Here is a 12,705-nt window from a genome sequence, read left to right as displayed (position 1 = left end):
ATTCAGCTATTAACACAATGAAAACACAACACTCCTATAAAATGGTATTTAAGTCTCTTTTTTATATTTGTTGAAAAAGATAAGATTGTGTCGCAAGACTATATTTTCCATAGGAGGAATTACATGAAAAAACGGGCGTTGTTTATTATTTTGTTGTCCTTGTCCCTGATTTTGACCTCTGTTCCCCCAAGTTTTGCAACTGAGAAAAACACCTCAAAAGAAAACGACTCTTTTAAAAATCACGAAGAATTCACCGAAGAAATAGACGGATTGAAAACAAATATAAAAACCATGGAAAACGATTCGCAACATGTTACCACTTTTAAAACTGAACTTGGCACAATCACCTATACCTCTAACAAAGAGACAGGTAATATTTCTGTTACTAGTAACTATCTAAAATCTGACGAAATAGCAGCAATTGAAGAACAGGTAAATAAGATTGCAAACAGCATTGTACTAGAAAATCAAATGAATCCAACGGTCACTAATTCAATTGAACAATTAGCAAATGATGATTTCATAACACAGAAACAAAAGGGCAAATGGGCATGGTCCAAATATGATCATTACCGTATTACAGTAGAAGGAAAGGCAGCTTTAGGGGTGATTGTAGCAGCCATTTTAAACCGCATTCCTTATGTTGGCTGGATTGCTACTGCCGCTGCTCAAATAATGATTCAATTGAAAATGAAAACAGGTTACTTCTCCGCACGTTGGGGAACACGAGCCGACACTGATATTTGTTATTTGTGGAGAAAGAGACACTTGAAAATGTTCTCGGACAGTAAACGTAAAAATAAAAAACTGGACGAAGTAGGATCGGCAGGAAAAGTTTATATGTGTGGAACTGGTTGAATAAAAAAGGCCCCAGTCTAATGCAGACTAGGGCTTTTTTTATTGCTGTTTTTGCTCTTTTAGTTTTTTGAAAATCACAAATTGATATACTCCAAATAGGACGGTTAGGATCATAATTGCGGTAAATATTTGTTCGACTGGAAGCAAGAAATATACGACAATAAAAGATAAAAGCAAAACAAGGTAACCTATATTGAACGCTTTTTTAAATGTCATCATATTACCTCCTTTTTACAATCATATCACGTTTTACCTAACCTTATAACCAACTTTTCACTATTAAAACACAAAAATTCCCTATCAAGGACAGTGGATTTACTTATTTCAATGCTTTTCGAAGAGCTGCTTTTGTCTTCGGACCATAGATACCATCAGCACTAAGCCCATACATGAGCTGGAATCGTTTAACCACATTTTCTGTTTTTGCTCCAAGTAGCCGTCTATCCCATTGTGTCAAAAGCTCGGTCACTTTAACGATGACAGATGATAAGTCGAACACCTTAATCGTTTTGATCCAAAAAATACTGAGAAACAATCTGGTGGATAAAGATCGTCCCCAATTCGTCCCCAATCAACAGAAACAGAAACAGAACAATTATTCGTTTTCAGAAAAACAAAAAACCCTTGCTACACAAGGGTTTCAACGATGATTCCGACTGGGCTCGAACCAGCGACCTCTACCCTGTCAAGGTAGCGCTCTCCCAGCTGAGCTACGGAATCGGGTTATGTATCAGTTCTGGGCTTTCTGTTACTGACAGTCTCTATTATATAATCATCATGATCCGTCGTCAATGGTTTTGTTCAAAAAAGGTCAAAAAGCCGGCGGCTGTGCCGGCTTTTTTCTCTTCTTTATGATTGGTTTACAAGAACAGGCTTGAGTTGATCGAGTGCTTGTTTGAAGTCGCGTTTGAGGTCTTCTCCGTTTTCTACTCCTACACTTAATCGAAGCAGGCCGTCCGTAATCCCTCTTTTTTCTCTTTCTTCTTTTGGCATAGCAGCATGTGACATTTTGGCTGGGTATGACAGAATGGATTCGACGGCGCCAAGGCTGACGGCGAATACAGGTAATGTGACAGCATCCACTAATTCTTTGACCGCTGCTTGGTTTTCTAATTCAAATGAGAGAACTGCTCCAGCTCCGCTTGCTTGCTTTCGCTGAATGTCTGCCCCAGGATGGTCATCTAAGCCTGGATAGTATACTTTTTTCACCGCAGGATGCTCTTTGAGGAATGAAGCGAGTTCAAATGCCGTTTGGCTTGCTTTTTCTAATCTGACTTGAAGGGTTTTTAACCCTCTTAATACGAGCCAGCAATCCTGCACGCCAAGGACCGCACCGAAGGAGTTTTGCAGCGAATAAAGCTCCTCACCCAGTTTCTCGTCTTTCACTACAGCTAACCCTGACAGTACATCACTATGACCGCTCAAAAATTTCGTTGCGCTGTGCAGGACAACGTCAACACCAAGATCGAGCGGACGCTGAAGAGCAGGTGTTAAAAACGTATTATCTAAAAAGGTCAGACAGTTATGCTCTTTTGCAAGCTGAACGACGCCCCCAATATCCGTAATCCCTAGAGTCGGGTTTGACGGTGTTTCCATGTAAATGACCTTTGTATTCGATTGAATGCCTCTTTTGACTTCATTCAAATCGGTCATATCCACAAAGGTATGCTCGATGCCAAATCGCGAAAGAACTTGAGTAATCATTCTGAAAGTACCGCCATACACATCTCTTGTGACAAGGACGTGATCTCCTTTTGATAATAGAAGAAAAGCGGTTGAAATGGCTGCCATGCCTGATGCAAAAGCAAGCCCTCGTGTTCCTCCTTCTAGCGCCGCAATCGTATCCTCTAATGCTTGACGTGTAGGAGTTCCCGATCTTGAGTAGTCATATTGACCAAAATCATCGAAGCTGCTTTGATGAAAGGTGGATGCATGCTGAATCGGCACACTGACTGCACCTGTTGAACGGTCTGTTTTGAATGCATTATGAACGAGTTGGGTTTCGAATGTCCAATCATGTGTGGTCATTTGGCGTGTACCTCCTCTTTTACTTGTGATAGTGCCTGCTTTAGGTCTGCCTTCAGGTCATCTACGTGCTCAATACCAACGGAGAAACGGAGCAGTTTGTTACACACACCGTTTGCAATGCGAATTTCCGCAGGAATATCCATGTGCGTTTGCGTCGCAGGATACGTAATGAAGCTTTCGACTCCGCCAAGACTTTCAGCAAAACAAATCGTTTTCAGCTGCTTTAAAAATGGATTGACCCAGTCCTCTTCGGCTACACGGAATGACAGCATTCCTCCCTTGCCCGGGTAAAGGACATCTTGAATTTCTGGCTGTTTCTTTAAAAACTCAGCTAGCTCCTTCGCATTTGCCTCGTGTTGGCGCATTCTAAGTGCCAGTGTTTTCATCCCTCTCATTAACAGCCATGAGTCAAATGGAGATAAAACGGCGCCAATTGCGTTTTGATGCTGGAACATGTCTTCAGAGAGCTTCTCTCCTTTTGTCACCACAAGCCCGGCAAGAACGTCATTGTGTCCACCTAAATATTTGGTTGCACTATGGATGACAATGTCCGCTCCAAGCGTAATCGGCTTTTGCAAAACGGGTGTGTAAAAGGTGTTATCGACAATGACCAAAGCGCCATGTTCTTTTGCAATCTTCGCTATTTTTTGAATATCTGCTTCCTGCATAAGTGGATTTGTCGGCGTTTCAATAAAGATTGCTTTTGTGTTCGGCGTGATTTTAGAGCGTAAACAGTCTTCATCTGAAAAATCATCGTAAAGAAAACGTAAGCCGTACTTTTTCCATTCGTTTTCAAACAAACGGTATGTACCGCCATATAGGTCTGATGAGACGATGAGTTCATCACCGCTTTCAAATAGCGCCATGATCGTTTGGATCGCAGCCATTCCCGAACTGAAGGCAAATCCGGCCGTCCCTTCTTCGAGTGAAGCAATTGCATCCTCTACAAGCTGTCTTGTTGGGTTTTTCGTACGAATGTAATCAAATCCGGTTGATTCCCCTATGCCTCTATGTCTGTAGGCTGTTGAAAGATAAACGGGGGGACTGACCGTACCAGTCGCCTCTTCGCTGCGGTTTCCAATTTGCGCTAATGTCGTTTCCACATGTTCTGTCATTTGACACCATCCTAAGTAAAAATCTGATTTCAAAACAGAAAACCCCTTCTTCATAAGAAGAAGGGGTTTTAATCGCTTCCTCTTATCTTCCAAGCAAAAAAGCTGCTTGCTGGATTTAGCACCTTGGTACATCACATGAAGTGATGCATACCGGTTGCTGAGGTTTCAAAGGGCCAGTCCCTCCACCTCTCACGATAAGAATGTGTTGTCTGTCTGTTCTAATTCTTAATACTGTAACGCATTAAATCTCATTTTTCAAGAGGAATCTGAACAATTAATTGAAATTTTCTGTATTTTATAACAGATTCGGTGTTAACTGAATTGATTGCATGTTAGCATATAGGAACAACGCTATTTTTCATGTTACAATGAATGGAAACGTTTCACTTTGTGATGAAATCGGTTAGCTGGAGGAATGGATTATGGTGAAGAAAACAGGCATTATTCAAGAAGAAACCTTACATTCAAAAGAACTTGGGGCGGATATGACCCTTTTGATCTATTTGCCAGTCAATTATTCCCCCCTTTATACATATCATGTCATCATTGCCCAAGATGGTCATGATTATTTCCGCTTAGGCAAAATAGGCAGACAGGCAGAAGAATTGATGCAAAACAAAGAAATGGAACGCTCCATTATCATTGGTGTTCCTTATGAAAATGTCACGGAAAGACGGAATACGTATCATCCAGACGGCACAAAATTTGAAGCGTACAAACGCTTTTTAGCAAATGAACTTGTCCCTTATATTGATACGCATTATCCAACCTATCAAATTGGCTCAGGTCGCACGTTTATTGGTGATTCACTGGGTGCTACGATTTCTCTTATGACAGCGATTGATTATCCTTCTTTATTTGGCGGACTCATTTTGCAGTCCCCTTACGTCGATGAGTCAGTCTTAGAAGCTGTTAAACAGTCGGCAGCCCTTTCTCATTATGCGATTATCCATCAAATTGGACTGGAAGAAACGGCTGTGAAAACAACAGATGGCCAAGTGCTTGATTTTATTCAGCCAAACGACGATTTAAAGGCACTTCTTGAACAGTCAGGTGCGGATTATTTATTTGAGACCTTCGAAGGGGATCATAAATGGACGTTTTGGCAGCCGCTCATTGCGCCTTCGTTAAAAAGAATGCTCCCATATTCGTTAATCAACTGAATTTTGTTATAATAAACAATAATAAATACTTTCTTAATCAGGAGGGAACAAGATGAAATACGGAGTTGTTATATTTCCATCAAAAAAATTGCAAGATATTGCGAACTCTTACCGGAAGCGTTATGATCCGAACTATGCACTCATACCGCCTCATTTAACACTTAGAACACCTTGTGAATTAACGGATCTAGAAGCGGCTGAGGTCGTCTCAACGTTAAGAGAGTATGCAAAAAATGTTTCTCCTATTACGTTACGTATTAAAAAATTCAGTTCATTCGCTCCTGTAAACAACGTCATTTATATGAAAGTAGAACCGAACGAGGAAATCATGGCGCTCAATGAAAGATTGTACGCAGATCCACTTGAAGGTACACCTGAATATGCCTTTGTTCCGCATGTGACAGTGGCTCAAAAACTATCAGATGATGAGCATTCAGACGTACTTGGCACATTAAAGCTGAGAAAGATTGACCATGAAGAAACCGTGGATCGCTTCCACCTTTTATATCAATTAGAGAACGGATCTTGGACCGTCTATGAAACATTTATTTTAGGAGAAGAGGGTTAAGTACACTTGAAAACAGTCATCGCAACAGCACAAACACAACGAGAAGATGCATATTACGTTCGAAAAGAAGTATTCGTCAAAGAACAAGAAGTCCCAATAGAGATTGAAATAGATGAACTAGAAGACAAGGCCGTTCATTTTGTCATTTATAACGATGAAATGAAGCCTCAAGCAGCCGCTAGATTACGGATCATTGAAGGGCCAAAGGCAAAGCTAGAACGAATTTGTGTGTTAAAAGAGGCGCGCGCTTTCGGCCTTGGCCACAAACTATTAGAAGCGCTGGAAACAGAAGCCATTGCGAATGGAGCGAAGGAAGCGGTTATGCACGCACAAGTCCAAGCTCTTCCTTTCTACGAAAAAAAAGGCTACAAAGCCGTATCTGAACCGTTTGAAGAAGCGGGGATCACACATGTCAAAATGACAAAAACACTGTCTGTTTGACCAAAAGAAAAGCCAGAGCATTCAAGATGCCCTGGCTTTTCTTTCTTTATCATCGTTCGTCAATGGAAGAAAGCGCAATCATTTATATATACGTATTAATATGAACGCCTTTGCCTTCCTCCATAAACATATCTCGTACAAAGCGTTCCCGCTTTTTTTGTTGTACTTTCGTTTCCGCTTCTGTCACTAAGTCCTCTTTTTTCTCCAGCTCTCTGTATATCTTGTCATGAAAGGTGCGAGTAACCTTAGTTACTTTCGCGTAGTCTTCTTTATCCTGAGGAGCAGGACGATTGATATATTGAAAATACAGATCCGGCTGAATCGGGGCTATATATCCCATCAAGAACGCCTCCTTTGCTTCTCTTCTACTCTACTATTCCCTAATTAATACTGTTTGAAACACGTCTCATTTGATATGATTAGATGTGTTTCTTTTTAAGATTGATTAACTATTGGAGGACTAGCTTTGAAATGCGCACGACGACATGATCGAACGATCTCATTACATACGTATTCGAGAGAACATTATCAATTCCTCCATGACGAGGGAAAAAAAGGGCACTTATTCTGCCCATATTGCGGACAACCAGTCTTTTTCAGATTAAATATACATGAAGAACCTGCCTTTACTCATAAACATATGTCTCAGCAAGTGCTGTGTGAACAAGCAGAAGAACAAGAAGATCAGAAAAAACACGCAGATCGAGAGGAAAGTGCTTCTTATAAAGAACTTGGAGGCTTCCGTTTTCCAACAGGTAAACAAATCATCTCGCAAACGAATGAATCATATGACTGGCAGGAACCAAGGTCGATTCAATTTAGTGATGCGTTACATTTAGAAGAGAATGAACAAGCACATACCATCGATCTCTTTCCGCATATCACCTTTAGCACACCGCAGCTTCAAGCTGTCACACATAAAGACGGTTCAATGCTGGTGCTGGCTGGCGCTGGCAGCGGGAAAACAAGAGTCCTGACAGCAAGAGCGGCTTATCTCATGTCACATCATCATATTCCTGCTCACCATATCTTACTCGTGACTTTCACCACAAAAGCCAGCAGTGAAATGAAAGAAAGACTGCGCAAGCAATATCAGCTTCACCCATCACAAGCAAGCCAAGTGGTGACAGGCACCTTCCATAGTCTTTTTTATAAAATGCTGCTTCACGATGACGCAAACAAATGGAATGGCCAGCACCTGATTAAGTTTGATTGGCAGAAGGAACAGTACATTCGGAAAGCCATCATGAATGAAGGACTAGATGAAAAAGACTACCCTACCGATCAAGTCCTGCAATCGATCGGCTATTGGAAAAATGCTTTTTTACCAGGTGAGCTTCCTGATTTGAAGGATGAAAAGGAAAAACACATGTGGACGATCTATCAATCTTATGAACATCAAAAACGAGACAATCAGCAATTTGACTTTGATGACATGGCCATTGCCTGCTTACATATGCTGACAGAACAGCCCGAACTGCTAAAACGGTATCAAGAACGATTCCAGTATATTTTAGTGGATGAATTTCAGGATATTAATCCAGTACAATATCAATTAATTCAACTTTTAGCCGGAGAATCAGAGCAGTTATTTTGTGTAGGTGATGATGATCAAGCCATTTATGCCTTTAGGGGCAGTAATCCTGCTTTCATTCTTGAATTCAAACGAGATTATCCTTCGGCTCAGATTGTCCATTTACATGCCAATTATCGGTCGCATCATACAATTGTCGCAAGTGCGGATGCCATTATTAAGAAAAATCAGCATCGTTATGAGAAAACGTTAAAAGCCGTCCGATCGGAGACAATCCCTCCTACGCTCTTTTATCCATATGACGAGGAAGAGGAAGCGACCATGATCGTGGCAGATATTCAGGAGAAAATTAAAAACGGCGCAAAGCCGAATGATATCTGCGTGCTCTTTCGCACCAATACGGGAGGCCGCGCGATTTATGAGCGTCTGCATCAATCCGCGATTCCGTATGAGACGGAGGCTGGTGTCAAAGCCTTCTACAGCAGACGAATTGTTCGGGTTCTTCTCGCCTTTCTCTCTTTAAGTCAGGATGCCGATGATGTAGCTGCTATGAAACAGCTGCTTCCAGTTTTCTTTTTAAAGCAACAGACCTTAAACACAATGAAGGCACTGACCATCACGGAAGATTGTTCAATGGTCGACGCACTCGGAAAACTAACTGATATTCAGCCGTTTCAACAGAAAAAGCTGCAATCTATTGTTCCTCTGTTCCGCACGTTACGAAATTTAAAGCCGTCTGATGCTGTGGCGTTTATTGAACAAAAGATGGGACTTGGTGATTACTTAAAAAAACGAGTGAATGATACGAATGTGCTTGAAAAAGGGGCGGATGACGTACGAGATGTAAAAACCGCCGCCAAACGCTTTGAAACGATTGAAGCCTTTCTCGCACATGCCGAACACATGAAATCTGCCGAAAAGGATAAAACAGACGAACCAGGTGTTCAGCTCATGACGATTCACCGTGCAAAGGGTCTGGAATTCCAAACGGTGTACATCACTTGCGTGGTCGACGGAGCACTGCCTCATGATTTCTCACTTGATGAACTCAGAAACGGTGATGAAGAAGCCTTGGAAGAAGAGCGCCGTTTATTATACGTGGCTATGACAAGAGCTGAACAATCTCTTTATCTATCGGTTCCATCATTTAGACGAGGGAAAACCGCTCATCGCTCGCGCTTTTTATATCCCCTTCTAAAGAAAAGCCGAGAATTATTCACAGAAAAACAACAGGCCCCCCTTTAAGCGGAGAGCCTGTTGTTTATTTTTTGTTGTTCATCATTTTAGCGATGGTATTGAAATCAAGCTTTTCTTTTCCACTTGTAATCGATTGAACGATTTTGTCTTCCATTTCTTTCGGTACACGTTTATTCGCAAGCTGCGCTACTTTTTTAATGACGCCTCGAACCGTTGCTTCATCTTTAAAGTTGGCATTTTGCAAAGAACCTGCAAGCTTGAAGACATCGTTCATATTCACACCTGTTTTATTTTCAACGCTTTTAAAGAATTTATTATCCATTCATTTACCTCCTTTTTGTGGAGTAATCACCTTACTATATGAAAATAGGCGAGATATGTGCCTATCCTAAAGCCTTGTTTGCCCAAAGAGAAAGGAAAGCAAAAGGCTCCCCTATTGCTTCCCTCACCTTCTTACTGTTTAGTTAAAGAAAGAAGCACCAACGATGATTAGAAGGATGAAAAGCACAACGACAAGAACAAATGTTGATCCATATCCGCCGCCATAACCTCCGCCGTAGCCGCCGCAAGAACCGCCACCGTAACCGTAACAACTCATATATAAGCACCTCCTCTTCTCCCTTACAAAATATGAAAAATACAACAAATGGTTTGGACGATCACATAAAAAAGTGCGGAATTTTTATTTTCGCTGTTTAAAGACGTAATCTGCCTCTCCATGACGTATCATGAATGCTTCTGTTTCTTTCGCAAAAGCATCCATCTTCACGCCAAATGCTTTTAAATGCTCCTCAAGATCCTTCGCTTTATCCGTTAGATCCATTTCAACCTTTTCATGCGCTTGCTCTTTCCCATCATGGGGTTTAGTGAACAAGGAACCGATTAATTGTTCGAATGCATCCATTCTGGTCACCCCTTCTCTCTTACATATGCATCACTCAAAAAAAGGGCAACAAAAAAACCGGATAAATCCGGCTTTTGTTTTCTCTTCTATTGAGGTTTCTTTTTGTTTCCACAGCCGCAGCCTGCTTTTTTAATTTTCTTCGTATAAACAGATTGTTGATTTGACTGCGCTGGATAACCTTGAAGCGTATGTGACGGCGTTTCAGTTGGTTTCATCGCAACCCTTCCTTTCCTATTCCATGATAGTATATGCATTTTTTAAAAGCGTGTCTGATCAGAATGCCTGTTTATTTCACCAGCTTTGAGACGATCGCTTCAATAATGCCTGCTGCTGCGGCAATCGCTAATAGTAAATTAAGCCACATGCTAATGACAGGAAATAATATGTATATCAGAAGTAAAGCAGCAGTGCACCACATGCCCGTACACCAATAACAGCTTAACAGCTCTCCTACCCAAGACCGCAGTCCTTTACCTTTAATGATGATATATGTCTCCACTTCACCTTGTTCATTGACCTCTTCCTGTTCTTCATGAAATAAACGGCGGAAAGGAGCAGTAATGGTATCAAATACAATGAGCCTCGTCAGTCTAAAGGATGCGAGGGCAAACACGACAAATGACAAAGCACCGCTCAGGAGCCTCCACCTCCTTCTTTCTTCTTTTTTGCGTCCTTTCTTTATATATGCAAAAAGAAAGACCGCCATGATGAATCGAGCGGAAATAAAATTGGGTTGTACTTTTTCACACTTTCCGATTCCACCTTGAGCCTCTGCTGCATTAAATAATGTATAGATAAGAAAGGAGTGAAAGTATTGTCTATTGAAGAAAGTGCTGATTTATTATACACACAACTGTTAAACGAATTAATCAGCAATTATGATGATTTCATTGAGATCAAAGATTCCGAAAATGTCACAATTCATAAAACAGATGTAACAGCCGCACTCTCCCTTCAAGCGACCGTAACGACAATCATTACTCTTTTAATCCAACTTCTTGTACCAGACGATGAATTGGCTACAGACATCACAGATCAGCTTTTAGCCACACAACAAGTAACAGTCCAAAAGAAAACTGTGATCCAAATCATCAATTGCTATAACGTCACGATTACATTATCAGATGCATCTATTATGAACTCTGTCCAAATTCTCACTCAAACATTGAATGTACTCTTAGTTGAAGCCGGCATTCTTTGACCCTTTCTTTTTCTAACATTATGTATGAAAGAGGTGAAATAATCGTGGCTGAAGAGAACGAAAAAAAGGAGTTTCAAATCAACACTGATGTTGATCCATTAACGAGCCTTCTTGTAAGTGATATTTTAAACAAAAACAATATCACAGATGATCAGAAAGCAAATATTACAGATGATCAAAGAAGAATGATTTTGAAATTAGTTGAGGACTTACAAAAGAAAGCAGATGACTTCGTACAGCAGCAGCAGGAGAAAAAAAGGCAGGCAGAGACAGCAAAACATCCGGAAGAAGTACAGCCTGAACCAAAAGTACGTCCAAAACGAAATTCACTTCGAGATCGTATTCAGCAGCGCCGTGATGCGCAGCGTAATAACGATTAAATAAAAATGGGTTGCCTGCTAGGGTAAATGCCCGAGACAAAACCACGCATTCCAGCATTTAATAAAGTAAACGGAAGGAGGAATAGAAATGGATTCTAAACCATACTCTTGGGTCGCTCTAGATCGTAACTGTACACACCACGGCGATTACAACTATGAAAGAAAAGCAGTTTGTGACGGCCACTATTATGATGATGAAGATGTCTTGCAAGACTTTGATCAAGTGAGTTTTACAAAGCAGACATCTGAGGAAGTCATTATCGTCAGAGACTCTTGTGACATTAATGTCTCTTCTGTTGATGCACAGGTTGCAGCATCTATCCAAGTAGCTGTTCAAACAGCGATCATCACCATTACAAATATCTCAATCGCAGATGGTGATTTAGCAGACCGCGTCACACAGGATCTTTTACAAGCTGCTACTCACAAACAAACAAACCGCCAAAAACTTGTCATCGAAAATTCAAGAAACGTTACAGTATCGACAATCGATGCGGACATCTCAATCGCAATCCAAACACTTACACAAACACTTGTTGCGACAATCATTGCGATCGGTATCCTCTAATGTACAAAAGCAGAGCGAAAAGCTCTGCTTTTCCTTTTATAAAAATACAACAAATATAAATAGTCATTTACCCACACCAACTAGAGGGCGCATACATATGTTGTTAAGGACTAAAGTCAAATACCTTGTTAAAGGAGCTGAAATCCATGAGCTGCGGAAAACACCATGGCCGACATGATGAAAACTGTGTATGCGATGCGGTTGATAAGATTTTAGCAGAGCAGGAAGCTGTAGAAGATAAATGTCCTACGAGCTGCTACAGTAATTTATTAAGCCCAACCGTTTCTGGAAAAGATACGATTCCGTTTTTACTTTTCGATAAAAAGGGCGGATTGTTTTCTACTTTCGGAAACATTGGAGGATTTGTTGACGATTGCCAATGCTTCGAATCCATTTTCTTCCGGGTTGAAAAATTACACGACTGCTGTGCTACGTTATCTGTATTAAGACCTGTTGATGTACACGGACATACGCTAAGCGTTTGTCACCCTTGTGACCCTGACTTCTTTGGTCTAGAAAAAACGGACTTTTGTATTGAGGTTGATCTAAACTGCTTCTGCGCAATCCAATGTTTAAACCCAGAACTAGTAGACAGAGTCATGCCATCGAAAGATAAAAAGCATCATCACCACGGCTAAATCAACCGCCATTGATCTCACTTGTCATGAGTCAAAGCATCCCCTTCCTTACGAATGACAGTCAATCATGCGGAGCAGTCAGCATAAGAGCTGCCGCTTCCGCATTGATT

General features: G+C 41.0%; 18 protein-coding genes, 1 tRNA gene, 1 pseudogene and 1 riboswitch. Of the genes and pseudogenes, 9 read left to right on the top strand and 11 right to left on the bottom strand.

The window, feature by feature from the left end; genetic code table 11:
- Positions 1 to 123: 123 nt before the first annotated feature.
- Positions 124 to 858 carry a hypothetical protein gene (locus QRN39_RS04160; protein WP_284906244.1) on the top strand — a complete coding sequence of 245 codons (735 nt, stop codon included), beginning with the start codon at positions 124 to 126 and terminating at the stop codon, positions 856 to 858.
- 39 nt (positions 859 to 897) lie between these two features.
- On the opposite strand, the gene QRN39_RS04155 is transcribed toward QRN39_RS04160, so the two are convergent.
- The 5 genes and pseudogenes from QRN39_RS04155 to QRN39_RS04135 form a co-directional block, all read right to left on the bottom strand.
- On the bottom strand, positions 898 to 1,077 hold the full coding sequence (locus QRN39_RS04155) for a hypothetical protein (protein WP_268458837.1): 180 nt from the start codon (positions 1,075 to 1,077) through the stop codon (positions 898 to 900).
- A 100-nt stretch (positions 1,078 to 1,177) separates the two neighbouring features.
- Positions 1,178 to 1,311, bottom strand: a pseudogene (locus QRN39_RS04150) (peptidoglycan-binding domain-containing protein); the annotation flags it as partial.
- Positions 1,312 to 1,505: 194 nt separating this feature from the next.
- A tRNA-Val gene (locus tag QRN39_RS04145) sits at positions 1,506 to 1,578 on the bottom strand.
- Positions 1,579 to 1,707: 129 nt separating this feature from the next.
- Entirely contained in the window at positions 1,708 to 2,886 is a 1,179-nt protein-coding gene (gene metC / locus QRN39_RS04140) for a cystathionine beta-lyase (protein ID WP_284906243.1), read from the bottom strand.
- A complete protein-coding gene (locus tag QRN39_RS04135; protein ID WP_050945249.1) occupies positions 2,883 to 4,001 on the bottom strand; it encodes a methionine biosynthesis PLP-dependent protein in 1,119 nt (372 codons plus the stop codon). The genes metC and QRN39_RS04135 overlap by 4 nt, the downstream gene beginning before the upstream one ends.
- Positions 4,002 to 4,080: 79 nt before the next feature.
- Positions 4,081 to 4,202: riboswitch (SAM riboswitch) on the bottom strand.
- A gap of 221 nt (positions 4,203 to 4,423) precedes the next feature.
- Between QRN39_RS04135 and QRN39_RS04130 the strand changes: the two genes are divergently transcribed.
- The 3 genes from QRN39_RS04130 to QRN39_RS04120 are packed head-to-tail and all read left to right on the top strand — an operon-like array spanning position 4,424 to position 6,173.
- Positions 4,424 to 5,164 (top strand): alpha/beta hydrolase, encoded by a 741-nt coding sequence (locus tag QRN39_RS04130; RefSeq protein WP_284906242.1) that lies wholly within the window; start codon positions 4,424 to 4,426, stop codon positions 5,162 to 5,164.
- A gap of 52 nt (positions 5,165 to 5,216) precedes the next feature.
- Entirely contained in the window at positions 5,217 to 5,732 is a 516-nt protein-coding gene (locus QRN39_RS04125; protein ID WP_284906241.1) for a YjcG family protein, read from the top strand.
- A 6-nt stretch (positions 5,733 to 5,738) separates the two neighbouring features.
- On the top strand, positions 5,739 to 6,173 hold the full coding sequence (locus QRN39_RS04120) for a GNAT family N-acetyltransferase (RefSeq protein WP_284906240.1): 435 nt from the start codon (positions 5,739 to 5,741) through the stop codon (positions 6,171 to 6,173).
- Positions 6,174 to 6,255: 82 nt separating this feature from the next.
- On the opposite strand, the gene QRN39_RS04115 is transcribed toward QRN39_RS04120, so the two are convergent.
- Positions 6,256 to 6,513 (bottom strand): hypothetical protein, encoded by a 258-nt coding sequence (locus QRN39_RS04115; protein WP_003210759.1) that lies wholly within the window; start codon positions 6,511 to 6,513, stop codon positions 6,256 to 6,258.
- A gap of 126 nt (positions 6,514 to 6,639) precedes the next feature.
- Here QRN39_RS04115 and QRN39_RS04110 point away from each other — a divergent pair, with 126 nt between their 5' ends.
- Complete coding sequence (locus tag QRN39_RS04110; RefSeq protein WP_284906239.1) at positions 6,640 to 8,952, top strand: UvrD-helicase domain-containing protein; 2,313 nt, start codon at positions 6,640 to 6,642, stop codon at positions 8,950 to 8,952.
- Between the two features lie 16 nt (positions 8,953 to 8,968).
- Here QRN39_RS04110 and spoVIF read toward each other — a convergent pair whose 3' ends face one another.
- The 5 genes from spoVIF to QRN39_RS04085 all read right to left on the bottom strand — a co-directional run bounded on the left by spoVIF (position 8,969) and on the right by QRN39_RS04085 (position 10,445).
- Positions 8,969 to 9,226, bottom strand: a complete 258-nt coding sequence (spoVIF, locus tag QRN39_RS04105; protein WP_003212292.1) for a sporulation-specific transcription regulator SpoVIF — start codon at positions 9,224 to 9,226, stop codon at positions 8,969 to 8,971.
- 138 nt (positions 9,227 to 9,364) lie between these two features.
- Positions 9,365 to 9,502 carry a YjcZ family sporulation protein gene (locus tag QRN39_RS04100; protein WP_003212017.1) on the bottom strand — a complete coding sequence of 46 codons (138 nt, stop codon included), beginning with the start codon at positions 9,500 to 9,502 and terminating at the stop codon, positions 9,365 to 9,367.
- 84 nt (positions 9,503 to 9,586) lie between these two features.
- Complete coding sequence (locus QRN39_RS04095; RefSeq protein ID WP_044140426.1) at positions 9,587 to 9,808, bottom strand: hypothetical protein; 222 nt, start codon at positions 9,806 to 9,808, stop codon at positions 9,587 to 9,589.
- An 86-nt stretch (positions 9,809 to 9,894) separates the two neighbouring features.
- Positions 9,895 to 10,023: a hypothetical protein gene (locus tag QRN39_RS04090; RefSeq protein WP_003211271.1), complete on the bottom strand. Its 129-nt coding sequence runs from the start codon at positions 10,021 to 10,023 to the stop codon at positions 9,895 to 9,897.
- Positions 10,024 to 10,094: 71 nt separating this feature from the next.
- Positions 10,095 to 10,445, bottom strand: a complete 351-nt coding sequence (locus tag QRN39_RS04085) for a DUF1360 domain-containing protein (protein ID WP_034620057.1) — start codon at positions 10,443 to 10,445, stop codon at positions 10,095 to 10,097.
- Between the two features lie 177 nt (positions 10,446 to 10,622).
- Here QRN39_RS04085 and QRN39_RS04080 point away from each other — a divergent pair, with 177 nt between their 5' ends.
- The 4 genes from QRN39_RS04080 to QRN39_RS04065 all read left to right on the top strand — a co-directional run bounded on the left by QRN39_RS04080 (position 10,623) and on the right by QRN39_RS04065 (position 12,595).
- Entirely contained in the window at positions 10,623 to 11,009 is a 387-nt protein-coding gene (locus QRN39_RS04080; protein WP_044140425.1) for a spore coat protein, read from the top strand.
- Positions 11,010 to 11,053: 44 nt separating this feature from the next.
- Complete coding sequence (locus QRN39_RS04075) at positions 11,054 to 11,389, top strand: spore coat protein (RefSeq protein ID WP_251190974.1); 336 nt, start codon at positions 11,054 to 11,056, stop codon at positions 11,387 to 11,389.
- A gap of 88 nt (positions 11,390 to 11,477) precedes the next feature.
- Positions 11,478 to 11,957, top strand: a complete 480-nt coding sequence (locus QRN39_RS04070; protein ID WP_113768431.1) for a spore coat protein — start codon at positions 11,478 to 11,480, stop codon at positions 11,955 to 11,957.
- 146 nt (positions 11,958 to 12,103) lie between these two features.
- Positions 12,104 to 12,595: a CotY/CotZ family spore coat protein gene (locus QRN39_RS04065; protein ID WP_003211658.1), complete on the top strand. Its 492-nt coding sequence runs from the start codon at positions 12,104 to 12,106 to the stop codon at positions 12,593 to 12,595.
- Positions 12,596 to 12,705 lie beyond the last annotated feature (110 nt).

The organism is Bacillus sp. lyk4-R2A-2, from assembly GCF_030209735.1.
Taxonomy (GTDB): Bacteria; Bacillota; Bacilli; order Bacillales; family Bacillaceae; genus Bacillus; species Bacillus pumilus.
This window is presented reverse-complemented; position numbering and strand designations above follow the sequence as displayed.